The 22663-nt window shown below is 71.1% G+C and carries 19 protein-coding genes and 1 pseudogene; 12 read left to right on the top strand and 8 right to left on the bottom strand.

Annotated features, from left to right (window positions below; all coding sequences use genetic code 11):
* Positions 1-120: 120 nt before the first annotated feature.
* Complete coding sequence (locus tag AB0B85_RS16360) at positions 121-2466, top strand: heavy metal translocating P-type ATPase (protein WP_357407944.1); 2346 nt, start codon at positions 121-123, stop codon at positions 2464-2466.
* Positions 2467-2522: 56 nt separating this feature from the next.
* Here AB0B85_RS16360 and AB0B85_RS16355 read toward each other — a convergent pair whose 3' ends face one another.
* Positions 2523-3368: a universal stress protein gene (locus AB0B85_RS16355; RefSeq protein WP_357407942.1), complete on the bottom strand. Its 846-nt coding sequence runs from the start codon at positions 3366-3368 to the stop codon at positions 2523-2525.
* Between the two features lie 10 nt (positions 3369-3378).
* The gene (locus AB0B85_RS16350) at positions 3379-5772 is read right to left on the bottom strand and encodes a phosphoketolase family protein (RefSeq protein ID WP_357407940.1); all 2394 of its coding nucleotides are present in this window, start codon (positions 5770-5772) and stop codon (positions 3379-3381) included.
* Positions 5773-6381: 609 nt separating this feature from the next.
* Between AB0B85_RS16350 and AB0B85_RS16345 the strand changes: the two genes are divergently transcribed.
* Positions 6382-8907 (top strand): GDSL-type esterase/lipase family protein, encoded by a 2526-nt coding sequence (locus tag AB0B85_RS16345; protein ID WP_357407938.1) that lies wholly within the window; start codon positions 6382-6384, stop codon positions 8905-8907.
* Between the two features lie 105 nt (positions 8908-9012).
* Here AB0B85_RS16345 and AB0B85_RS16340 read toward each other — a convergent pair whose 3' ends face one another.
* Complete coding sequence (locus AB0B85_RS16340) at positions 9013-9873, bottom strand: universal stress protein (protein ID WP_357407936.1); 861 nt, start codon at positions 9871-9873, stop codon at positions 9013-9015.
* Positions 9874-10051: 178 nt separating this feature from the next.
* The gene (locus AB0B85_RS16335) at positions 10052-10945 is read right to left on the bottom strand and encodes a DUF1963 domain-containing protein (protein ID WP_357407934.1); all 894 of its coding nucleotides are present in this window, start codon (positions 10943-10945) and stop codon (positions 10052-10054) included.
* A 175-nt stretch (positions 10946-11120) separates the two neighbouring features.
* Between AB0B85_RS16335 and AB0B85_RS16330 the strand changes: the two genes are divergently transcribed.
* The 7 genes from AB0B85_RS16330 (at position 11121) to AB0B85_RS16300 (ending at position 17468) form a co-directional block, all read left to right on the top strand.
* A complete protein-coding gene (locus AB0B85_RS16330; protein WP_357407932.1) occupies positions 11121-11357 on the top strand; it encodes an HTH domain-containing protein in 237 nt (78 codons plus the stop codon).
* The gene (locus AB0B85_RS16325) at positions 11357-11938 is read left to right on the top strand and encodes a Clp protease N-terminal domain-containing protein (protein ID WP_357408135.1); all 582 of its coding nucleotides are present in this window, start codon (positions 11357-11359) and stop codon (positions 11936-11938) included. The genes AB0B85_RS16330 and AB0B85_RS16325 overlap by 1 nt, the downstream gene beginning before the upstream one ends.
* A gap of 94 nt (positions 11939-12032) precedes the next feature.
* On the top strand, positions 12033-13037 hold the full coding sequence (locus AB0B85_RS16320; protein ID WP_357407930.1) for a diacylglycerol kinase family protein: 1005 nt from the start codon (positions 12033-12035) through the stop codon (positions 13035-13037).
* Positions 13030-14031: a YihY/virulence factor BrkB family protein gene (locus AB0B85_RS16315; RefSeq protein WP_357407928.1), complete on the top strand. Its 1002-nt coding sequence runs from the start codon at positions 13030-13032 to the stop codon at positions 14029-14031. Before AB0B85_RS16320 ends, AB0B85_RS16315 begins: the two co-directional genes overlap by 8 nt.
* A 68-nt stretch (positions 14032-14099) precedes the next feature.
* Complete coding sequence (locus AB0B85_RS16310) at positions 14100-15590, top strand: phosphatase PAP2 family protein (RefSeq protein ID WP_357407926.1); 1491 nt, start codon at positions 14100-14102, stop codon at positions 15588-15590.
* Positions 15591-15598: 8 nt separating this feature from the next.
* Complete coding sequence (locus AB0B85_RS16305; RefSeq protein WP_357407924.1) at positions 15599-16420, top strand: endonuclease/exonuclease/phosphatase family protein; 822 nt, start codon at positions 15599-15601, stop codon at positions 16418-16420.
* Positions 16421-16451: 31 nt separating this feature from the next.
* A complete protein-coding gene (locus AB0B85_RS16300; protein ID WP_357407923.1) occupies positions 16452-17468 on the top strand; it encodes a hypothetical protein in 1017 nt (338 codons plus the stop codon).
* Between the two features lie 9 nt (positions 17469-17477).
* Here AB0B85_RS16300 and AB0B85_RS16295 read toward each other — a convergent pair whose 3' ends face one another.
* The 3 genes from AB0B85_RS16295 to AB0B85_RS16285 form a co-directional block, all read right to left on the bottom strand.
* Complete coding sequence (locus tag AB0B85_RS16295) at positions 17478-17606, bottom strand: hypothetical protein (RefSeq protein WP_357408147.1); 129 nt, start codon at positions 17604-17606, stop codon at positions 17478-17480.
* Positions 17603-18364: an alpha/beta hydrolase gene (locus AB0B85_RS16290; RefSeq protein ID WP_357407921.1), complete on the bottom strand. Its 762-nt coding sequence runs from the start codon at positions 18362-18364 to the stop codon at positions 17603-17605. The genes AB0B85_RS16295 and AB0B85_RS16290 overlap by 4 nt, the downstream gene beginning before the upstream one ends.
* 74 nt (positions 18365-18438) lie before the next feature.
* On the bottom strand, positions 18439-19401 hold the full coding sequence (locus tag AB0B85_RS16285) for a TIGR03557 family F420-dependent LLM class oxidoreductase (RefSeq protein WP_357408133.1): 963 nt from the start codon (positions 19399-19401) through the stop codon (positions 18439-18441).
* Between the two features lie 376 nt (positions 19402-19777).
* Between AB0B85_RS16285 and AB0B85_RS16280 the strand changes: the two genes are divergently transcribed.
* Together AB0B85_RS16280 and AB0B85_RS16275 are read left to right on the top strand one after the other, a co-directional pair.
* Positions 19778-21169, top strand: coding sequence for a cellulase family glycosylhydrolase (locus AB0B85_RS16280; RefSeq protein ID WP_357407919.1), 1392 nt, complete (start codon positions 19778-19780; stop codon positions 21167-21169).
* A gap of 144 nt (positions 21170-21313) precedes the next feature.
* On the top strand, positions 21314-21733 hold the full coding sequence (locus AB0B85_RS16275) for a hypothetical protein (RefSeq protein ID WP_357407917.1): 420 nt from the start codon (positions 21314-21316) through the stop codon (positions 21731-21733).
* Positions 21734-21777: 44 nt separating this feature from the next.
* Here the strand turns inward: AB0B85_RS16275 and AB0B85_RS16270 are convergent, their stop codons facing one another.
* On the bottom strand, positions 21778-22098 hold the full coding sequence (locus AB0B85_RS16270; RefSeq protein WP_357407916.1) for a multidrug efflux SMR transporter: 321 nt from the start codon (positions 22096-22098) through the stop codon (positions 21778-21780).
* A 458-nt stretch (positions 22099-22556) separates the two neighbouring features.
* On the opposite strand from AB0B85_RS16270, the pseudogene AB0B85_RS16265 reads away from it, so the two are divergent.
* A pseudogene (locus tag AB0B85_RS16265) lies at positions 22557-22663 on the top strand (mechanosensitive ion channel domain-containing protein); the annotation flags it as partial.

The following is a 22663-nucleotide window of genomic DNA, read 5'->3' as shown; positions in this document are numbered from 1 at the left end:
CCCCGCCCGGACCGGCCGCCGGGCCACCTGCGTACCGCCCGGCAGGCGGCACAACCCGTCCGCCGGACGAATCGGGCGGTGTGGCGTCGCCACGCGGCTGCGGGCTGCGACGATGCGCAGATGGCAGCGGAGTCGACCGAGTGCGTCGACAAGCAGCCGGCGCGCAGCCGCGTCCGGCGGTGGTGGGCGTGGACGCCCCTGGTCGGGCTCGGTGTCGCGGTACTCGCCGGTGCGGCGCTGCGGGTCGGCGGGCAGCGGGCCGCGGCCGAGGTGATCTGGGCGGCCGTCACGGTGGTCGCGTTGCTGCCCGCCGCGTGGTCGATGCTGCGTTCGTTGTGGCGCCGGCAGTTCGGCGTCGACGTGATCGCCGTGCTGGCGCTGGCCGGCGCGCTCGCGGTCGGGGAGTACCTGGCCGGTGCGGTGATCGCGGTGATGCTGGCGACCGGACGTTCACTGGAGGAGTACGCGCAGCGTCGCGCCACCCGGGACCTGCGCGCTCTGCTGGCCCGGGCCCCGCGTACCGCCCGTCGACGTGGGGCGGACGGCGCGATCGAGGTGGTGCCGTTGGATCGGGTGGCGGCGGCCGACCAACTGCTCGTGGGGCCCGGCGACGTGGTGCCGGTGGACGGGACCGTCGACGAGGCGGCCACGCTGGACGAGTCGGTGGTGACCGGGGAGTCGCAGCTGGTCCAGCGGGCGGCCGGGGAGACGGTGGCCAGCGGCGTGGTGAACGCCGGGGCCGCGTTCGGGATGCGGGCGACGAGGAACGCGGCGCAGAGCACGTACGCGGGCATCGTACGGTTGGCCGAGGAGGCGACAGCGCACAAGGCCCCGATGGTCCGGCTGGCCGACAGGTACGCTGCCGCGTTCGTACCGTTCACGCTGGTCCTGGCCGGGCTGGCGTGGCTGCTCTCCGGTGACGTGGTCCGGGCCGTCGCGGTGCTGGTGGTGGCCACCCCCTGCCCACTGCTGCTGGCCACCCCGATCGCCATCGTCTCCGGGCTGTCCCGGGTGGCCCGGCGTGGTGTGCTGGTCCGCGACGGCGGCTCGCTGGAACTGCTCGGCCGGGCCCGTACCCTGCTGGTGGACAAGACCGGTACGCTCACCGCCGGGCGCCCGCGTGCCGCCGAGACGGTCGTCGCCCCCGGCGGCGACCGCAACGAGGTGCTGCGGCTGGCCGCCTCGGTCGAACAGCTCTCCCCGCACGTGCTGGCCGCCGCGCTGGTCGCGCAGGCCCGGGAACGCGGGCTGGCGCTGGCCGAGCCGACCGACGTGACCGAGGAACCGGGCCGAGGGGTCAGCGGCCGGGTCGACGGCCGGTTGGTCAACGTCGGTCAGTTCACGGGTGAGCTGCCGGAGTGGGCGAACCGGGCGCGGGCCCGCACCGAGCTGGCCGGCTGGTCGGCGGTGTGGGTAAGCGCCGAGGACGAGGTGTTCGGCGCGATCCTGCTGGAGGACCCGGTACGCCCCGACGCCCGCCGGACCGTGCGCCGGCTGCGCGCGGCGGGGCTGCGGCGGATCGTGCTGGTCACCGGTGACCGTCCGGCCACCGCCGCGCAGGTCGCCGCGACCGTCGGCGTGGACGACACGCTCGCCCGCTGCACGCCGCAGGAGAAGGTGGACCGGGTCCGGGCGGAGGCCGACCGGGCGGTGACCGTGATGGTCGGCGACGGGGTCAACGACGCACCGGCGCTGGCCCAGGCCCATGTGGGCGTGGCGATGGGCGCGACCGGGGCGAGCGCCTCGGCGGACGTGGCGGACGCGGTGCTCACCGTGGACCGGCTGGACCGGCTCGCGGACGCTGTGGAGATCGCCCGGTACGCCCGCCGGATCGCCGTGCAGAGCGCCGCCGTCGGGATGGGACTGGCCGTGCTGGCGATGCTCGCGGCGGCGGCCGGCCGGCTCCCCCCGGTGGTCGGCGCGTTCCTGCAGGAGGGCATCGACGTGCTTGTCATCCTCAACGCGTTGCGGGCCCTGCGGGGTGGACTACGCCGCCGCGACGTCGCACCGCGTACCCGGGAACTGCTCGCCCGCGCCGCGGCGGAGCACCAGGCGGTACGCGGTGTGCTGGCCGGGCTGCGCGACACCGCCGACCTGGTCGCCACCGACCCGGCCTCGCCGAGGTGCCTACCGGCGGTACGCGAGACGCATCGTCGCCTGACCGAGAAGGTGCTGCCGCACGAGGCGGCCGAGGATCGGCAGCTCTACCCCGCGCTGGCCGAGCCGCTGGGCAGTGGCGAGGCGACCTCCACGATGAGCCGTGCACACGTGGAGATCCGTCGTCAGGTCGACCTGCTCGGCGTCCAACTGGGGCAGACCGACGATGGTCGGCTCCGCCCGGACCAGGTCCCCGACCTGCTGGCGACCCTGTACGGGCTGGACGCCGTGCTCCGCCTGCACCTGGCGCAGGAAGAGGAGGAGTTCTTCACCCTCGACCCGGCCGACCCGGTGCCGGAGCGGCGCTGACGCCGACGGCGCTGACTCCGGGGCGGCGCTCGACGTGGGCGGCGCCCCGGTGCTCCTCAGCGTTCCCGGACGACCGCGACCGGGCAGTTGGCGTGCTGGATCAGTTGCTGGCTGACCGAGCCGAGCAGCATGCCGGTCAGCCCGCCCCGGCCCCGGCTGCCGACCACCACCAGCCGCGCGTCGCGGCTCGCCTCGATCAGCATCGCCGCCGGGCTGCCCGCGACGAGGTCGACGGTGATGTCCAGCTCGGGAAACGTCCGCCGCCACGGTTGCAGCGCCGCCTCGACGGACGCCCGCTCGTCGGGGACCCCGGCCGCCCCGCCGGGACCCGGTGTCCAGGCGTGCAGGACGCGCAACCGTGCCCGCCGTTGCGCGGCCCGTTCGGCCGCGAAACCGAGCGCCACCAGCGCCGCGTCCGAGCCGTCCACGCCGACCGCCACCGGCCCGTCCGGCCCGCCGGTCGTCCCGTCGCGGACCACCACGACCGGGCAGTGTGCGTGCGCCGTCACCGACACCGCCGTCGACCCGGCCAGCAGCCCACCGAAGCCACCGTGGCCCCGGCTGCCGAGCACCAGCAGGCCCGCCTCGGCCGAGCGTTCCTGCAACACCAGGGCCGGCGGCCCGTCGTACACCTGGCCGGTGACTGTCAGCCCGGGGTGGGTGGCGGCGGCGTCCGCCGCGGCCTTGCCGACCAGGTCCTCGACCTGCCGGCGGGCGGTCTCGTCCGGCCAGACCCCGGGCGCCACACCCGGGCCGACCCAGCCGGCCACTGTCAGCCACTCGAAGACGTACGCCAGCCGCACCGGCTGGCCGCTGCGCCGGGCCTCCTCCAGCGCCCAGTCCACCGCCATTGACGCATCGGTGGAACCGTCGTAGCCGACCAGGATCTCCGCGTCGCGCACGTCGTCCTCCTCAGGGGTTCGTCGGGTCGGTTTCGCGGACCCAGCGCCACTCGGCGACCTCGGGGTCGTCCTCGCCGTGGCGGCGGGTGTAGTCGCGGGCGGCCTGCCGGGCGTCGACCATCCGCTGCCGCAGGTGCGCGGCGCGGGCGGCCAACCCGGGCACCCGGTCGATGACGTCGATGACCAGGTGGAAGCGGTCCAGGTCGTTGAGCATCACCATGTCGAACGGGGTGGTGGTGGTGCCCTCCTCCTTGTAGCCGCGCACGTGCAGGTTCTCGTGGTTCGTGCGGCGGTAGGTGAGGCGGTGGATCAGCCACGGATAGCCGTGGTACGCGAAGATGATCGGCCGGTCCTCGGTGAAGATGGTGTCGAACTCGTTGTCGGTAAGGCCGTGCGGGTGCTCGGTGTCCGGCTGGAGTCGCATCAGGTCGACCACGTTGACAAGTCGCACCCGCAGGTCCGGGAGGTGCTGGCGGAGCAGCTCGACGGCGGCCAACGTCTCCAGGGTGGGCACGTCCCCGCAGCAGGCGAGCACCACGTCCGGTTCGATGCCGCCGTCGTTGCTGGCCCACTCCCAGATGCCCAGGCCGCGTCGGGTGTGCTGGATGGCCTCGGTCATCGTCAGCCAGTTCGGTGCCGGCTGCTTACCGGCCACCACCACGTTTATGTAGTGCCGGCTGCGCAGGCAGTGGTCCATCGTGGCGAGCAGGGTGTTGGCGTCCGGCGGCAGGTAGACCCGCACCACCTCGGCCTTCTTGTTGACCACGTGGTCGATGAAGCCGGGGTCCTGGTGGGAGAAGCCGTTGTGGTCCTGCCGCCACACGTGGCTGGACAGCAGGTAGTTCAGCGAGGCGAGCGGCTGCCGCCAGGGGATGGCCCGGGTCACCTTCAGCCACTTGGCGTGCTGGTTGAGCATCGAGTCGACGATGTGGATGAACGCCTCGTAGCTGGTGAAGACCCCGTGCCGGCCGGTCAGCAGGTAGCCCTCCAGCCAGCCCTGGCACAGGTGCTCGGAGAGCACCTCCATGACCCGGCCGTCGGGGGAGAGGTGGTCGTCGCCGGCAACGGTGGCGGCGACCCACGCCCGGTCGGTCACCTCGAACGCCGCGCCCAGCCGGTTGGAGGCGACCTCGTCCGGGCCGAACAGCCGGAAGGTCTCCGGGTTGGCGCTTATGACGTCGCGGATCCACGGGCCGAGCACCCCTGTCGCGCCGGCCATCGGCTGGCCCGGTTCGGGGACGTCCACGCCGTAGTCGCGGAAGTCGGGCAGGGTCAGGTCGCGCAGCACCACACCACCGTTGGTGACCGGGTTGGCGCTCATCCGCCGATCTCCGTGCGGCGGCAGCGTGCGCAGCTCGTCCACCGGCGCGCCGGTGGCGTCGAACAGCTCCTCGGGCCGGTAGCTGCGCAGCCACCGCTCCAACTCGGCAAGGTGGGCCGGGTTGTCGCGGACCCCGGACAGCGGCACCTGGTGGGCGCGGTACGTGCCCTCCACCTGGACGCCGTCCACCTCGTCCGGGCCGGTCCACCCCTTCGGCGTACGCAGGATGATCATCGGCCAGCGCGGACGGTCGACGACGCCACCGGAGCGGGCCCGCCGCTGGATCTCGGCGATCTCGTCCAGCGCCCGGTCCATCGTCGCGGCGAGCGTGCGGTGCACCACGGCCGGGTCGTCACCGGCCACCACGTACGGCTGGTAGCCCGACCCGCGCATCAGTTCGAGCAGGTCGGCCTCGGGGATCCGGGACAGCACTGTCGGGTTGGCGATCTTGTAGCCGTTGAGGTGCAGGATGGGCAGCACCGCGCCGTCCCGCGCCGGGTTGAGGAACACGTTGGAGAGCCAGCTGCCGGCCAGCGGGCCGGTCTCCGCCTCGCCGTCACCGATCACGCAGGCCACCACCAGGTCCGGGTGGTCGAACGCCGCGCCGTAGGCGTGGCTCAACGCGTACCCCAGCTCACCGCCCTCGTGGATCGAACCCGGCACGTCCGCCGCCACGTGGCTGGGGATGCCGCCGGGGAAGGAGAACTGGCGGAACAGCCTGGCCATCCCCGCCTCGTCGCGCGCCACGTCGTGGTAGCGCTCCGACCAGGTGCCCTCCAACCAGGTGTTGGCCACGATGGCCGGGCCGCCGTGCCCGGGGCCGGTGACCAGCATGGCGTTGAGGTCCCGCGTCACGATCACCCGGTTGAGGTGGGCGTAGATCAGGTTGAGCCCGGGGCTGGTGCCCCAGTGCCCGAGCAGCCGGGGCTTGATGTCGTCGACCGTCAACGGCTCCCGTAGCAGCGGGTTGCCCAGCAGGTAGATCTGCCCGACGGTGAGATAGTTCGCGGCGCGCCAATAGGCGTCCAGCCGACGCAGTTCGTCTTCGGTCAGAGGGCTGTGCAGGTCAACAGCGGAATCCATGCTGCGTAAGCCTCTCGCGAAATCGGGGACGTCGCATCCGGTGTCCCGGGTTTTCCCGGCCACGTCCAGCTTCGTCGCCGTCGAGAGGATGGGGCAGGGCCGTTGGTCCCCACTGGCGCGGATGCATGCCGCCACCTCTTCCCTGACCGAGGGTAGTCGCGTCGGTCTGTCGACGGGGTCGGATCGGCGGTGCGTGAAGGTCGCCGGGCAACGTGTTCCGCTCCGGGCGTACCCGTCGGTGGGCCCCCGGCTAGCACTGGGCGGCGTGGCTGGGCTGGGGGGACCGACGGCTGTAATCGATTCGAGACTTGTAGATCTATGAGTTTCGCACGAAGATCATAGACCTGAAGAACCGACGACAGACAACTGACGACAGACCACCGACGGTGTACGTCGAGGCGAGCGTCGGATCCCCTACTCGTCCCAGGTCAGGCAGCGGGTGGGCATGAAGGTCCGGCGCGATGCCTTGTCGGAGCTGACTTCCTGATTCCACCCTCCGCGCCGTGATCGGACAGAGAGAAGTCTTCCATGTCTCACTCCCATAGTCGATCATGGGTGCACAGAAGTAGGCGGCATGGCATCCGTCTCACGGCGTTCGTCCTTGCGTTGGTGCTGGTTGTGGCCGGCTCCACCAATATTGGCGTGACCCAAGCGGCCGCCGCCCCGGCGGATGCCGCGTGCTCCGTGCACGGCTCATCCTTCGACGTCAGGCCGGTCGAGGCGGAGAGCGTGGGGCTGCGCGTGGGCTGCGCGCGCGACTCCGGGCAATTCCGGCAGTTGGCGAACGATGACGAAGATGTCGTGGCGATCCTGGACTTCAATCCCGTGCAGCGCCCTGAGCAATTTCAGGAGCTACTGCTGCAAAGGGTCGCGATCTTTCATCGCGACCAGACCGAAGCAAGGCTTCTCCTCAGCGAGTCTTTCGCGCGCCAAGCCCAAGAAAATGCTGCAGGCTATTACCCACCGCGGATCGACACCAAGTTCGGCGGAAGCATCCAGGCTCTCGGCAACAGCCTGGTGATCGTGGTGCCCAAGGTGGACATCGGCGCTGCGGGCTTCTGGGATGGCTTCTGGAAGGGGCTGGTGGTCGGTCTCGCCAGTGTGGGGTCATCGCTCCTGGTCGGTGCCATTTGCATGGCCGTCTTCAGCCCCGGGGCTGTCGCCGCTGCACCGGTCTGCGGTGCTATCTCTGGAGCCCTGGGCTCAGCCGTGGGCGAGTTGACGAGCGCCCGGTTGGACGGGAATCCGATTGACGCCGACGTCTGGGGCAAAGCGGCGGGCAATGCGGTGTGGGGCGCTCTCGGTGGCGCTGTCGGCGGGGCGGCCTTGCAAGTCCTCTCCTCGAGCACGCGACCTTTCATAGCGGAGGGTCAGAAGCTGTTGCGCAATTTCGCGACTAAATTCCGTTTCTGGGAGACTCCTCTTAATTTCGTAGCCAGCCTGCTCACCGGGGATACTGCCGACATCATTTACAACACGATCCTGCGCTTGAAGCGGGGCGTCGGGTCAACGATAGAAGGACCGGTCGGGGCGCTCAGAGTCATGGTTGTGGGCGATTCGATGTCCCAGGGTGCCGAGGGTGACTGGACTTGGCGCTACCGGCTGTGGGAGTGGTTCAAAGGTCAGAATGTCGCTGTCGACTTCGTCGGTCCCTACTTCGGCACCAACCCCCCTGGAGAAGCAACCGGCCCGGTCCCGCCGCGTTTGCAAGGGGCTCCTGCCCCCTGGGAGGGAATGCCCCGCACCTGGGGTGCGTACGCCGCGGGTGCGTCGGCCTTCGACCCTGACCACTTCGCGGTCTGGGGCCGTCAGGCGGCCCAGGTCAAGAATGAAATTTATGCGCAGGTAGCGGAGCACAAGCCCGACCTGCTCCTGGTGGGGCTTGGGTTCAACGACCTGGGCTGGTTCGTCGACGGCCCCGACGGGACCATCGCCAGCATGAGGACGCTGGTGAGCGAGGCCCGTGCCGCCAACCCCAACATCAAGTTGGCCCTGGCTAACATCCCTCAGCGCACCCGGCTCGGTGTCAACCCGAACCTGCCAGCCAACACCGATCGCTACAACACGCTGCTGGCCACCTCGATCCCGTCGTGGAGCACCAGCCAGTCCCCTGTGGCGTTGGTCGACTGGCGCGCGAACTACGCCTGCGGGCCCGACAGCTGTCCGGACGGCTACGACGGGCTGCACCCCAACGCCCGTGGCGAGTACAAGATCGCCCAGGCGTTCGAACGCACGCTCGTCAACAACTTCCGCATCGGGACCAGCGTGCCAGCCATCCCCAACACCATTGCAGCGCGGCCCACTCCCGTGCCGAGAAACGTCGTCGTCGAGCCCGGCCCCCAGGGCCTCAAGGTGACGTGGGATGCGGTCTTCGGTGCCCACGGATACACCGTCCGGTCCCGTCTTGTCGGCTCCGCGAACTGGAGCGAGTCCAGGGCGGCGGCCAACCGCCACGACACGCTCTCTGTCGATGGCCTGAAGTGGGAATACCAGGTCCGCACCGACAACGGCGACACCGATGACCAGAAATCCGCTTGGACGTCCCCGACGGCGCCCATGGTGGCGAACTCGACGGCTCCTCCGGGCCCGTACCCGATCGTCACCCGGGCCACCAGCACCGGCTTCGACATCACCTGGGGTGAAACCGTCGGGACGGTCGAACGTTACGGGGTCATCTACTGGGACCAGGACGAACCGGGCGCATTCCTCAGCTCCGTCGGAATCAGGGGTCACGCAGCCCATATCGACGGTCTGAAAGTCGGCCACCGTTATCTCGTCTGGGTATCGAGTTGGGACACCAGCGGCGGTGGAGGGGTGCCGAATCCCGGCCGCCCCGTCCTGGTCGGCGGCGGAACCCCCGCAGCGCCGAGCGGCCTGAAGGCCAATGCCCTCGACGCCTCAAGCGTCTACCTCAGCTGGAACAAATCCGCCGGCGCGGCCGGCTATCGCGTCTGGGTTCGCAACCTCATCGATGGCAGCGAGATGACAGCCAGTGATCAGACCATCATGGAAACGACCTGGGGTGTCGGGTTCCTGGTCTACGGTGCCTTGAACTACGAATTCTGCGTCACCGCCGTCAACGGTGCGTTGGAAAGCGGGATGTCCAACTGCGTGAAGCCCGTGGGATCGTCCTGACCGTCGTGCTGTGGCGCGGTCTTGTGACCGCGCCACGGCCACGCGGCTACGGAATCGTTCACCCCCGGTCAGCTCTAGCGCCGTCGCGGCTGGCGGCGCCCCGGGTCACGGCCGTTGGTTCGGCGCCGGGCGCGCGTCGGTCCCGGTCAGCGGCTTCCCGGCCAGGCCGCGGACGACGACCACCGGGGCGGGGGAGTGGTAGAGCAGGGACTGGGCGACCGCGCCCAGCATCGCGCGGCCCGGTTCGTCGCCACGGGCGGCGACCAGCGCCACCTGTGCCGAGCGGGACATGTCGATCAGCACATCGGCCGGATCGCCCCGGACGACGCGGCACTCGGTGGGCACCGAGCCGTGGAGATCGGTGTGCCGGGCCAGCGCCTCGCTGAGCTGCTCGGCGACCGCGTCGGTGTCCTCGTCGTACTCCACCACGCGCAGGGCCAGTAGTCGGGCGTCCCTGCGGGCCGCGCACGCCAGAGCCCATTGCAGCGCGAGGTGCGAGCTGGGCGAGCCGTCCACCCCGACCAGTACCGGGCCCTGCGGGGGCGGCTCGCGGCGGACCACCAGCAGCGGGCAACCGGCCCGTGCGGCCAACTGCACGGCGGGTGTCTCGGCGGGGACGCACTGACCGCTGCCGGCCATCCCGCTGTCGCCGACGGCCAGCAGGAACGCCGTCTCCGACCGGCGGATGAGGGTGGCCAGCATGGCGCTTTCGACGATCTCGCCGCCCACTGTCAGTCCGGGTTCGGTCTGGTGGGCGAGTTGGGCGGCCCGGCTGAGCAGCTGTTCGGCCCGGTCACGGGGGGCAGCGACGGTGTCGGCGGTGAACGCCGCGTGCCAGTCGAAGGTGTGCAGCAGGTGCAGGGCACGGCCGTGCCCGGCGGCTTCCTGCGCGGCCTGTGCGACCACCGGGAGGTCGAGATCCGAGCCGAGGCCGACAAGCACCGCTGCGTCGGCGGGTGCGGCCATCGATATCACCTCCCGGGCGTCGCGCCCGGCACGACCACGCTGTCTCTGACCGAGGGTAGTCGGATGGTCACGGCCGTGGGCCGATTGTGGGTTTGTGGACTCTCGGCGACATGGCCGCCGGGGTCGCCTTCCGCTCGATCGTGGTCGCCGGCCGCGACGACCCGATCACCCGGTTGTTCTACGGGATCAACTCGGCCATGGCGAGCGCCTCGTCCAGCCGGCCTGCGGCCAGGTCGTCGAGACGGATCACGAAACGCCCGTCACTCCGGTAGTAGCGCTCGTTGTCCACGGGAAAGTGGGCGAGCGACACCCACTCGGTAGTCAGTCGGTGCGTCTCCCGCTCCACCTCGGAATACCATTTCGCGACCGGAACGACGATCTCGCCGAGCTTCTCGCGCCAGGCGAGGGTCTGCTCCGCGAAACTCCTGATCACCTCTTGGTCGGCGTACCCGCCGAGGTAGGCGCTGGCGTACCCGTCGTCGGACGGCCAGAGATCGTTGGCCAGGGCGCAGAGCTCGTCGAGGTGCGGCAGGTCACGCTCGAGGTCACGGGCCAACTGCTGCTGGAAGGGCGACAGGTCGTCCTCGTCCTCGTCTTCGTCCTCGTTGTCTTCGTCCATCCCGAACCACGTGGGGACCTCCGCGCGTAGCGTGGCGCTGACGTCGTACTGCTCGTCGACGAACGGGTGGTCGGTGGATCCTGCCGCCACCTCGGTGTCGGTGCCGGCCGGCACATGCACGACTCGCCCATACCTGCGGTCCCCGGTGGCGGCGGCCTGCTCCTGGTTCAGGAAGAACAACAGCGAGCCGTCTGCCGGCAGGCCGAAGCCGTCGACTCTGGGCAGCGCCGCACAGTCGACCGAGAAGATGAACGGCAACGGGCTCTCCCCGTCGGTCGGCCAGTCCATGCCCACCGGCAGTCGGGGCGCCCCACCGAACCGCCCGACCGGAACACCGCTGGATCCTCCGCTCAGCCGGATCGGCAGGCGGAGGTGCTTGATGAACCGGCTGACCTCGTCGTCCGGGATGCCCAACGCGAGCGCTGCGTGGCGAAACTGCCCCTCATGATCCATAACGCGACATGGTGCCACGTGGGCGAGCCCGGCGACCGGAGGCCGGTGGCCCGCACGCGCTGTCGTCGGCACCGCTGTCGCCGTGACCGGGGTCGCGGGAACGACCCCAGGCCGGATAGGACAGGGCGCGTCAACCGGGGTTGACACGGTGGCGTTGTCAACGTATGTTGACGGCATGAGTCAGGCGACAGAACTCGCGGCGGCAGCCGGCAGCACCGACCCCCGGGTCGGGCTGCGCGCCGTCCGCGCGCTGCGCCGGCTGCTTGAGCGGCTTGAGGTGGTCCAGGTGGACAACGCCCGTCGACAGGGCTGGTCCTGGCAGGAGATCGCCGACGCGCTCGAGGTCAGCCGGCAGGCGGTGCACAAGAAGCACGCCGGGCGACCGGCGATCAACTCATCCTGGGAGGCGTGATGTTCGAACGGTTCACCGACCGGGCGCGCGGCGTGGTGCGCCGGGCGCTGGAGGAGGCGCGCACCGAGGGGCAACGGCCGGTCGGCACCGAGCACCTGCTGCTCGCCCTGCTCGACGACGACGCCGGCCTGGCCAGCCGGGTGCTCGCCGACGCCGGCGTGCGCGCCGACGACCTGCGCGAGCGCGTCCGCAGGCACACCGGCAGCGGCGGCGCCGGCCTCGGCGACGCGGACGCGGCGGCCCTGCGGGAGATCGGCATCGACCTGGCCGCGATCGTGGCCCGCATCGAGCAGTCCTTCGGCCCGGACGCGCTGCGCGAGGCCGTACCGGCGCCGCGCAGCCGCTGGGGTCGGCGCCGGCGGTACCTCGGCGGCCCCTTCTCACCCCGGTCGAAGAAGGCGCTGGAGTTGTCCCTGCGCGAGGCGCTGCGCCTGCGCCACAAGCACATCGGCACGGAGCACATCCTGCTCGGAGTGCTCCGGGAGGGCCACGGGCTGGGCGCGCTGGTGCTCACCGAGTCCGGCGTCGACCTCGAGGATCTGCGCCGACGGGTGGAGACCGCGCTCCGAGCGGCGGCCTGACGGGTGCGCTCGCGTTGAAACCTGTCTGTGGCACTTTCGACGCGAGCCCCCCGCTGGGTCGCTGAAGCCGCCGTGGTGTTGCACACTGGCGCCCGTGGATGCTGGACAGGACAGACGGCCCTCCGGGGGCGACGGCGGGCTGCGCTCCGCCGTGGTGGTCAACCCGGCGAAGGTCGATGATCTCGACGAGTTGCGCCGCACCGTCAACGACGCCCTCGCCGCGGCCGGTTGGCCCGAGCCGGACTGGCACGAGACCACCGTCGAGGACCCGGGCCGGGGCCAGACCGAGCAGGCCGTGAAGGCCGGTGTCGACCTGGTCTTCGCCTGCGGTGGGGACGGCACCGTGATGTCCTGCGTGAGCGCGCTTGTCGGCACCGACGTGGCCCTCGCCGTGCTGCCGCAGGGCACCGGCAACCTGCTCGCCGCCAACCTCGGTCTCAGCACCGACCTGGCCGCCGGGTTGCAGGTCGCTGTCGAGCGGGGCCGACGGCTGCTCGACGTCGGCGCCGTCGAGCAGCAGTACTTCACAGTGATGGCCGGCATGGGCTTCGACGCCCAGATGCTCGCCGCCACCTCCGAGACCACGAAGGCCCGCATCGGTTGGCCGGCGTACGTCATGGGCGCCGCCCGCCACCTGCGGGACCGGCCGATGCGGGTGAAGATCCGCATTGACGACCGCCCACCGGTACGCCGTCGGGCCCGGTCGGTCCTGATCGCCAACGTCGGCCGGCTCCAGGGTGGTGTGCACCTGCTCACCGAGGCCGAACCGGACGACGGGTGGCTCGACGTCGCAGTGCTCACCCCGAACAACCTGCGGCACTGGCTGGCGCTCGGGTGGGCGGTGGTCCGCCGCCGTGGCCAGGTGCCGCGGATGGAGGTGTTCCGCGGCCGACGCGTGATGATCACCAGCAACCGGGCGCAGCCGCGGGAGCTGGACGGCGACCTGATCGCCCCGGGCCGACAGCTGGCTGCGGAAATCCGGCCGCAGGCGCTCTGGCTCTGCGTCCCGCAGCCCCAGGACGCGCCCGATCTGGCAGTGGATGCTGAAGGCGCCGGGGAGCGGGGCGAGCAGCTGATCAAGGAGGCGCGCCGTGAGTAGCACACGGATCGTGCCGGAGACCCGGCTGATGGCAGACGAGGAGCTGTCCGCCGACGACGCCTGGCACACCCTGCGCCGCCACGGCGGCTGGGGCCTGCTGCGGGACGCCTTCATCAGGTTCCGCTACGGCGACGGGTTCAGCCACTCCCGGGCCTTCGCCCTGCAGCTCTGCCTCGCCGTGGTGCCGTTCCTGATCGCCCTCACCGGCCTGATCAGCGAACTGGGCGTCGAGGAGGGCGGTCAGGTGGTGGCCGACACCGTCCTGGCGCTCACCCCGGGCCAGAGCGCGCAGATGGTCGCCGAGCTGCTGGGCGAGGGCGAACGCGTCGAGGACGCGGGAGAGCTGGCACTCACCCTCGGTCTGCTCACCGGGCTGTTCGCGCTGACCACCACGATGGCCCAGATCGAACGGGGCGCCAACCGGATCTACGGCGTCGAACGGGACCGCCCGGCGCTGCGGAAATACCTCCGCGCCGCGGTGTTGGCCGTCGCCGCGGGCCTGCCCGCGCTCGCCGGTTTCCTGATCCTGGTCGGTGGCGGCGCGATGGGCGACTCGGTACGCACGCACTACGAGTGGGGTGCGGTCGCCAACGGCATCTGGGACGTCATCCGTTTCCCCCTGAGCCTCGGCCTGACCGTCCTCGCCGTCGCCGTGCTGTTCCGGCACGCCCCGCGTCGCAACCAGCCCGGCCTGTCCTGGTTGTTCTTCGGCGCCGGCATCGCCACCGTGCTGTGGTGGTTGGCCAGCCTGCTACTCGCCGCGTACGTGCGGTTCAGCGACGGCTTCGGCCAGACCTACGGCGCGTTGACCGGGATGATGGCGCTGCTGCTCTGGGCCAACCTGACCGGGATGGCGCTCTTCGGCGGGCTGGCCTTCGCCGCCCAGCTGGAGGCGCTGCGCATCGGTGCACGGGAGCCGGCTCAACCGGACCTCTGGGAACCCGACCCCGACCGTGCCGAGCTGCTCGACACCGGAGACATGACGGCGCTGTAGGGACAATGCGTGTACGCGCGGCACGGATCGGGTAAAGCGCCTCGCCAGACAGACAAGGGAGGTGCGGAGTGACCGCGGTCAAGGAGATGGCGCGACGTCCGATCGGTCACTTCGCCGAGCGGAGCATCGCCGGTCTGGTGGCCGTCACCGGCGCCGGGGTGGCCTTCGGGCTGCTGTTGCTGCTCGTCCGGGTGCGGTGGAGCCCGTTGCAGGACGCCGACCACGCCGCCGCCGAGTGGTTCAACGGGCTCGTCGCCCCGCACCACGCGCTTGTCACAGTCCTCCAGGCGGTGACCGACCTGGGTGGCCGGCCGATCCTCATCTGGTTGATCAGCGTCGCCGTGGTCGGGCTGCTGATTCGCAAACAGCCACGGCTGGCGGTCTACCTGATCATCACCGGGGTCGGTGGCCTGATCCTCGACCCGTCGCTGAAGACGCTTGTCGGTCGGCTCCGCCCGGTCGTGGACGTGCCGGTCGCCAGCGCACCCGGCAACAGCTTCCCGAGCGGGCACGCGCTGGGCTCGTTCGTCGCGTACGGGGCGCTGCTGCTGGTGTTCCTGCCAGCCATGGCACCCCGCTGGCGCAAGGCGGCGATCGTCGGGGTCAGCGTGCTGGTGGCGCTTGTCGGCCTGACCCGGATCGCGCTGGGCGTGCACTTCATCTCCGACGTGCTGGCCGGCTGGCTGCTCGGCGCGGCCTGGTTGGGCGTCACCGCGTACGCCTTCCGGTTGTGGCGACGCGAGCGCGGCCGTCCGGTGCCGCCGCTCAGCGAGGGCCTGGAGCCGGAGGCGGGGCACGACATCGCCTCCGCCCCCGCCGAGGAACACGTGCTGGCCCACCCCCGCTCGGCGGTGGCCGAGCTGCTGGTGGGCTGGGTGCTCGTGTTCGGTGCGCTGTACGGCTTCGGCACGTACGTCAGCTACTACGCCAAGGGCACCTTCTTCGACACCCTGGACACCGAGGTGCCGCGTTGGTTCGCCGAGCGGCACACCGACGTGTTGACGGACGTGAGCTGGTGGTGGAGCAAGTTCGGTGACACCCACGCCATCCTGATCATTTCGCTGGTGTTCTGCCCGCTGGTGCTGGCGGTGTGGCGACGCTGGCGTCCGGTGCTGTTCGTGGCGCTGGCGATGGTGGGGGAGCTGACCCTGTTCCTCGCCTCGGCCCGCGCCGTCGACCGGCCGCGTCCGCCGGTGGAGAACCTCGACGGGCAGATGCCCACCTCGTCGTTCCCGTCCGGGCACATCGCGGCCACCATCTGCGTCTGGCTGGCCATCACGCTCATCGTGTTCCCGCGTACCGACAGGTGGTGGCGGTGGATCTTCGTGGCGCTGGCCGTCATCATGCCGGTCGGGGTCGCCACCTCGCGGATGTACCGGGGCATGCACCACCCGACCGACTTCATGGGCGCGATAGTGCTCTCCGCGCTCTGGATCGGCCTGCTCTACCTGGTCATCCGCCCGAACGCCGACCTGAAGGAAGGCAACCAACCGGCAATCGAGTCGGAGGACGTGGACACCCTCGACGACGAGCTGGCGCGCGCCGGCCGAGCCGACTGAGCGCCGCCGTGCTGCGGTTGATGACCTGGAACATCCGTACCGGCGGTCGGGATCGCGGCGGTTCCGACCGGCTGGATCAGGTGGTCCGGGTCATCGACGAGCAGGCGCCGGACGTGCTGGCCCTCCAGGAGTTGCGCGGCTTCGACCGCGACGGGCTGATGGACAGCGTCGCCGCTCGGGTGGGGCTGACGCCGCACCTGGCCCGGTCCTGCGTCGGGCAGCCGGTCGCGGTGCTGGTCCGGCCGCCGTACCGGGTCCTCGACGCGGGGGCGCTGCGCCGGCCGTTCCACCACGCCGCCGCCCGGGTCGTGGTGGCGACCGCCGCCGGCCCGCTCACAGTGCTCGGTGCCCACCTCTACCCGTACTCCGGTGGGCGGCGGCGGATGGAGGCCGACTGGCTGGTCCGGGCGGTGCGACGGGCCCGCGGCCCGCTGACACTCGTCACCGGTGACCTCAACTCGCTCGACCCGGGCGTCGACCACACCGAGCGGCTGGCCGGGATGCCGACCCTCTACCGGCGGCGGCACCTGCGCCGCTTCGGTGGGGCGGTGGACACCCGGGCGATCGCCCGGTTGCTCGCCGCCAACCTGGTCGACCTCTGGCCGTCGGTGAACGCCGGCGCGGCCGAGGCCGAGGGCCTGACCGTGCCCACCCGCCTGGGCGGGGCCGAGTTCGCCGGGATGCGACTGGACTACCTGCTCGGCACGCGCGACGTGGCGGAGCGGACGCGGGAGTGCCGGGTGGTCCGGGGCGCAACCGCGGACACCGCCTCGGACCACTATCCGCTACTCACCACACTCGACCTCGATCCGGCCGCGACCGGCGTCTGAGCCCTGGCGCGGGCCGGTTACCGTGCCCACCGTGACCGACCCCCGGCCCGCCCGCCCGCCGCTGCCCGACCCACCGAGCGGGCACCCCGCCACACCACCGACGGCGGTTCCGGCACCGCTGGCCGCGGACCCGGCCGCCGTCGCGCTCCCGCTCGTCGCGGCCGTCGCGCGAGGTGTGGCGCTGGTCGTGGTGCTGCCGGTACGCCTGCTCTGGGAGCTGATCGCGGCTGCCGGCGGGCTGGTGTACCGAAGCCTGCTCAGCCCCGCCGGCCGCTTCCTGCGTCGTTGGCTGCTGTCCCCGCTGTCCTGGGCGCTGCACCGACTCCTCTGGGTCCCGCTGGTCTGGCTCGGGCGGGGTCTCGCCTGGGCGGCCCGTACCCTCGTCTGGCTCCCGCTGGTCTGGCTCGGGCGAGGCATCGCCTGGCTGGCGCGCACGCTGCTCTGGGCGCCGCTGGTGTGGCTGGCGCACGGCATCGCCTGGCTGGCCCGCACGCTGCTCTGGACGCCGCTGGTCTGGTTGGCCCGCCACGGGCTGCGTCCGGCTCTCGTCGCTCTGGGGCGGGTGCTGGCCTGGCTCGCCGTACATCTGCTCCTGCGGCCGCTGCGCTGGCTGGGCGCGGTGCTCACTCCCGCCGGACGGCTGCTGTGCCGTGGCGTCCGCGCGCTCGCCGGGGTGGTGAGCGCCGCGCTCGTCGGATTGGCCCGGGGGATCTGGTGGGTGGTCGTCCGGGTCGGCCCGCTGCTCGTCGCCGTGGTGGTCGGTGCGTGGCAGGCAGCCGGTCAGCTGGTGCGGCTGTTCTACCGCCTGCTGCTGCGCCCGATCGGCCATGGGCTGCGTTGGTTGTGGCGGCACACCGTGCGCCCGCTGGTGCGGGGAGTCCGGTGGGTCTGGTCGGTGACGGTTGTGCCGGTTGCGCACGGTCTCAGGGCGGCCTGGCGGGCCACCGTCGCGCCCGCGGCCCGGTGGGTCCGCCGGTCGGTGCTCGACCCGGCCCGGTTGGCCTCCCGTGAGGTGCTCAGCGTGTTGGGCCTGCGCCGCTCACCGTGACGGGTGTCCTCACAGCACCAGGTTGACCAGGACGGTGAGCACCACCGAGGCGAGGATCGAGAAGAGGATCATCAGGAGGCAGCCGAGGCCGCCGCCGAGCGGGCGGATCTCCGTGTTACCGAAGCGCATGAGAGTCACCTGTCCGAGAGTGCGGGGCGAGGGGCGAGCAGGCGGCGGCAAGCGTCCGCGACCTGCGTTGGGGCGGTCGTGACGACGTTGTGCGCGGCACCGGGCACGACAACCAGGCGCGCGTCCGGCACGAGCCGGGTCGCCTCGTCGCGCCACTGTGCCGGTACGACCGGGTCGCGAGCCCCGGTCACGACGAGGGTTGGCGCGGTGACGCGAACGAGGTCCCCCTCGATCGGGTTGTGCACCGAGTGCGACAGCGTCGCGAGGACCCGCCAGGGCCGGGCGTTCCAGACGTCGCGGACCAGGATCGGCGCCTGCCACGGCGCTTCGCGCAGGCAGTCCACCAGCCACCTGCCGAACAGGCTCCTGCGGGACCGGGCCGACGGGTCACTTGTCGGCCCCGCCAGCACCAGGGCGCGTACCGCGTCCGGGTGGTTCGCCGCGAGCGCGGCGGCCACCTCGGCGCCGAACGAGTGCCCGAGCAGGCAGACCGGCGGCAGCCGGTACTCGGCCAGCCAGGCGGCCAGGTGCGCGGCGTGCCGGTGGACGTCGTACGCGCCGTCGGGGTGTTCGCTCAGCCCGAAGCCGGGCAGGTCCGGCACGTACACCTGGTGGGTGGTGGCGAGCGCGACGGCCAGCGGGGTGAGGTAACGGTGCGAGACGGCCAGTCCGTGCACGAGCACCACGGGCGGGGCCCCGGTCTTCGGGTCCGTGCCGCGCCGGGTGTGGGTGCGCAGACCGTCGACGAGCCGCCACTCGCTCGTCAACCCGGCTGCCGGTCGCGGCGCGGCCAGGGCGAGCCTCAGCTGCGCCGGACCGGACCGACCACCGGGCGTCGGCTTCACAACGCCCGCAGCCGGGGCAGGAGCTGCTCCTGTGCCCAGTCCAGGAACATCGGCTGGGTCTCCCCGCCGACCTGGATGATCGCCACGTGGGTGAAGCCGGCGTCGACGAACTTGCGGAACGCCTCGACGTGCGCGTCGACGTCTGGCCCGCAGGGGACGCCCTCGGCGACGTCCTCCTCCCGGACGAACTGGGTGGCGGCGGCGAAGGACTCCGGGCCGGGCAGGTCGGCGTTGACCTTCCAACCCATTCCGAACCAGCGGAACTGGTCGTGCACGATCTTGCGGCACTCCGCCTCGTCGGGGCCGTAGCAGATGGCCACCTGGCCGTACCGGGGCTGGCCGGCACCGCCGGCGTCGTCGTACATCTCGATGATGTGCCGGTCGGGTTCGGTGGAGATGATGCCGTTGCCGTACTCGGCGGCCAACGTCGCGGACTGCCGACCGGACGCGGCGACGGCCATCGGTACCGGCCGTTCGGGGCGGTCCCAGACGTAGGCGTCGGGCACGTCGAAGTGGTTGCCGGAGAAGGTGAGCGTCTCCCCGTTGAGCAGCGGCCGGATGATCTGCAACGCCTCCTCGAACATCTCGTGCCGCTGCTGCACGTGCGGCCAGCCACCGACCACGTGCTCGTTGAGGTTCTCCCCGGCCCCCAGCCCGAGGGTGAACCGGCCGTCCGAGAGCGCCCCGATGGTGCTGGCCTTCTGGGCGACCACGGCCGGGTGGTAGCGGCGGATCGGGCAGGTCACGAACGACATGAGTTGGGCGCGGGAGGTGGCGTGGGCGACCGCGCCGAGCACCGACCAGGCGTACGGGGAGTGGCCCTGGGAGTCCAGCCAGGGGTAGTAGTGGTCGGACATCACCAGTTGGTCGAAGCCGGCCGCCTCGGCCCGGATCGCGTGGTCGACCAACTGCTTGGGACCGGCCTGTTCGCCCATCAGGGTGTAGCCGACGCTGACCATCCTGGTCTCCCCTCTCACTGTCTGATCGTTCCCCGGATACCCCGGTCGGCAGTGGTCAACCCTCCCGTCCGGTTCTGGATGGCAGTGCTTGACGGATGACGGTGGCCTGCCTACCGTCGGTCTTAACCGGTTAAGAGCCGGAGGTGGCGCACATCCTGTGGTGGGGATGATCGCCCCGTGACGGCCCGCGTTCGCGCGGGCCGTTGCGGCTGTCCGGAGTTCGGGCCCGCCAACTGAACCGGTTGCGAGGGCCAATCCATCGCCCTACGCTGATGCGTGCGCGCCGGGAGTCGGGCGCGGCTGCCGGGCTGCAGCCGCCTTCCCCTGTCACGTCCCCACCCCTGTCGGGCACCGGGGGTCCTCCCTGAGGAAGGCCATGAAGACTCGACTCACCGCCGCGGGCGCGGCCCTGCTCGCGTTGCTCGTCGCCGTGCTGGCGTTCGGCCAGCCGGCACGCGCAGCGGCTGGTTTCTCCGTCGCGGGCGGCAAGTTGTACGACGCCAACGGCACCGAATTCATCATGCGGGGCGTCAACCACGCGCACACCTGGTATCCGCAGCAGACCAGATCCTTCGCCGACGTCAAGGCGCTCGGCGCGAACACCGTGCGGGTGGTGCTCTCCAACGGAGACCGCTGGACCCGCAACACAAACGCCGACGTCGCGAACGTCATCGCGACCTGCAAGGCCAACCGGCTGATCTGTGTGCTCGAGGTGCACGACACCACCGGGTACGGCGAGCAGAGCGGGGCGATCACCCTCGACCGGGCCGTCGACTACTGGCTCAGCCTCGCCGACGTCCTCGTCGGGCAGGAAAAATACGTCCTCGTCAACATCGGCAACGAGCCGTACGGCAACCAGAACTACGGTTCCTGGGCCACCGACAACGCCAACGCGATCAAACGACTCCGCGCCGGCGGGCTGACCCACACGATCATGGTGGACGCGCCGAACTGGGGTCAGGACTGGTCCTTCACCATGCGGGACAACGCCGCGTCGGTCTTCGCCGCCGACCCGGCCCGCAACACGGTCTTCTCCATCCACATGTACGGGGTCTTCGACACCGCGGCGGAGATCAGCGACTATCTGGGTCGGTTCCGTGCCGCCGGGTTGCCTATCGTCGTCGGTGAGTTCGGTTTCAACCACTCCGACGGGGACCCGGACGAGGACACCATCCTCGCGTACAGCCAGGCCAACGGGATCGGCTGGCTTGGTTGGTCGTGGAGCGGCAACGGCGGTGGGGTGGAATACCTCGACCTCGCCACCAACTTCAACCCGGCCAGCCTGACCACCTGGGGCCAGCGGCTCTTCAACGGCGCGAACGGCATCCGGCTGACCGCCCGGGAGGCAAGCGTCTTCGCCCTCCCGCCGCCGCCCACCACCGCGCCGCCGACGACGCCGCCGCCCACCACCGCGCCGCCCACCACGCCCCCACCGACCACGGCCCCACCGACCACGCCGCCGCCTGCGGGCGGCTGCACGGCGACGTACACGGTGACGAACCAGTGGCAGGGTGGCTTCCAGGGTGAGGTACGGGTGAGCGCGGGTGCGACGGCGATCACCGGATGGACCACCCGCTGGACCCTCGCCAACGGTCAGAGCGTCACCCAGTCCTGGAATGCCGCCCTGACCAGCAGCGGATCGGCGGTGACCGCGCGCAACCTGGAGTACAACGGACGGTTGGCCGCCGGCGCCAGCATCAGCTTCGGATTCCTCGGCGGCTGGACCGGCAGCAACCCGGCACCTCAGGTGAGTTGCACGGCGAGCTGATCAACGAAGCTGACCACGGTGGCCGGGTCCGCGCGGGCCCAGCCACCGTGGCCGGCTACGGCGACCGCCGCGGGGCGCCGAACTGTGCGACGTCGCACATCCATCAGGGACAGTCGGTAACGCTCAGCTCATTAGGATCATCCTATGAAGCGGCGAACTGCCTGGATCCTGGCGCTTGCGACGGCGTCGGTCCTGCTCATGGGGTTCGGCGTCTACGTCACGACGAAGGTGTTGTTGCGGCCACCACCGACGGCGGTAGCGGCCGACGTGATGGGCGACTGGAGTGGACGCGATGACGTCGTGCTGACCCTCAACCCCGATCACACCTTCACTGCACGGAACCTGCCCCTCAACATCCAGTCGGATCGTTTCTCCGGGCCCTTCAGCGGCTCGGGGAAATGGCGACTGTCGGCCCCGGACCGCTACCACAGCCAAGACGTGGTCGTGGAGATAGACGGGTACGGAATGCCGCTGACCCTGGCGGGGCGGGGAAGTCGGATCCGGCTCTACATGACGTACGACATCGTGGGCGACGGCGATCGGTTCTGGTTGGACAAGAACTGAGGCTCACCGCCCCTGGCCGGCCCTGACCACCGATGCGGGTGCGGTCAGTGTTCCCCGGCCAGGTTCACGATGACCACCCCGGCGATGATCAGCGCGATTCCGGCAAGCTTGGCCAGCCCGACCGGCTCATCCAGGAACACAGCCCCGATCGCCACGATGGTGGCGGTGCCCAGGCCGGACCAGAGTGCGTACGCGACCCCCACCGGGATCTCCTTGACCGCCTGGGCAAGCAGCAGAAAAGCCAGCACGTAGCCGGTCAGGCAGCCCACTGTCGGCCAGAGCCGGCTGAACCCCGCGGTGCTCTTGAGCAGGCTGGTCGCCAGCACCTCGGCGAGGATGGCGATCCCCAGCAACACGTACGCCATGCGGTCCCCGGTCCTGATTGCTCGACGGTAAAGGTCGGTGGCCAGGCTATCGTCGGTGCCCGGCACCGCTCGACATTCGACAGGCGTCATCGCCCGGTGGCCGATCGCTGCCGGGTTGCCGATGACCCCGCATACATCTCACTCGGCCCCTTTGGAGCTGATGTCGCAAACGATTCTGCCGCGCATACTCTCGCGGCATGCCCCGCTGCCCTGTTCGCCTGCCTGCCTGCCCTGCCCGCCCCGGTTGCCCTGCCTGCCCGGTTGCCCGGCCTGCCTGGGCGGTCGGCCGCTTGCCCCGTTCGTCAGCGCTGACCTCCCGACTGGCCGGGCTGTCGGCCTGAATGCCAAGGCCCGCAGAGTGACGCTGCTGGGTGCCAGTGCGCTGCCCGGGCTGGACAGCGTCGTGGGTCCGGATGCCGGTCCTGCTGGCCAAGCGTCGATACTCGTTCGGCGGGTGATTCGTTTACGACATCCGGCTCTGGGACGAGCGGATGCTCATCCTGCCGACGACGTACTTCACCGAGCGGCCGTTCCAGAACTGGACCCGGAACGAGTCCCGGGTGGT

Source organism: Micromonospora sp. NPDC049044, from assembly GCF_040649215.1.
Lineage (GTDB): Bacteria > Actinomycetota > Actinomycetes > Mycobacteriales > Micromonosporaceae > Micromonospora.
The sequence above is the reverse complement of the archived record's forward strand: the minus strand, read 5'-3'. Positions and strand labels throughout refer to the sequence as shown.

What these genes read in the sequence shown, in the direction of transcription:
- AB0B85_RS16325 (WP_357408135.1), top strand. Translation starts at nt 11,357, where the DNA reads ATGTTCGAACGGTTCACCGACCGGGCGCGCGGCGTGGTGCGCCGGGCG.
- AB0B85_RS16270 (WP_357407916.1), bottom strand. Translation starts at nt 22,098, where the DNA reads ATGGCGTACGTGTTGCTGGGGATCGCCATCCTCGCCGAGGTGCTGGCG.
- AB0B85_RS16280 (WP_357407919.1), top strand. Translation starts at nt 19,778, where the DNA reads ATGAAGACTCGACTCACCGCCGCGGGCGCGGCCCTGCTCGCGTTGCTC.
- AB0B85_RS16285 (WP_357408133.1), bottom strand. Translation starts at nt 19,401, where the DNA reads ATGGTCAGCGTCGGCTACACCCTGATGGGCGAACAGGCCGGTCCCAAG.
- AB0B85_RS16350 (WP_357407940.1), bottom strand. Translation starts at nt 5,772, where the DNA reads ATGGATTCCGCTGTTGACCTGCACAGCCCTCTGACCGAAGACGAACTG.
- AB0B85_RS16330 (WP_357407932.1), top strand. Translation starts at nt 11,121, where the DNA reads ATGAGTCAGGCGACAGAACTCGCGGCGGCAGCCGGCAGCACCGACCCC.
- AB0B85_RS16360 (WP_357407944.1), top strand. Translation starts at nt 121, where the DNA reads ATGGCAGCGGAGTCGACCGAGTGCGTCGACAAGCAGCCGGCGCGCAGC.
- AB0B85_RS16340 (WP_357407936.1), bottom strand. Translation starts at nt 9,873, where the DNA reads ATGGCCGCACCCGCCGACGCAGCGGTGCTTGTCGGCCTCGGCTCGGAT.
- AB0B85_RS16275 (WP_357407917.1), top strand. Translation starts at nt 21,314, where the DNA reads ATGAAGCGGCGAACTGCCTGGATCCTGGCGCTTGCGACGGCGTCGGTC.
- AB0B85_RS16335 (WP_357407934.1), bottom strand. Translation starts at nt 10,945, where the DNA reads ATGGATCATGAGGGGCAGTTTCGCCACGCAGCGCTCGCGTTGGGCATC.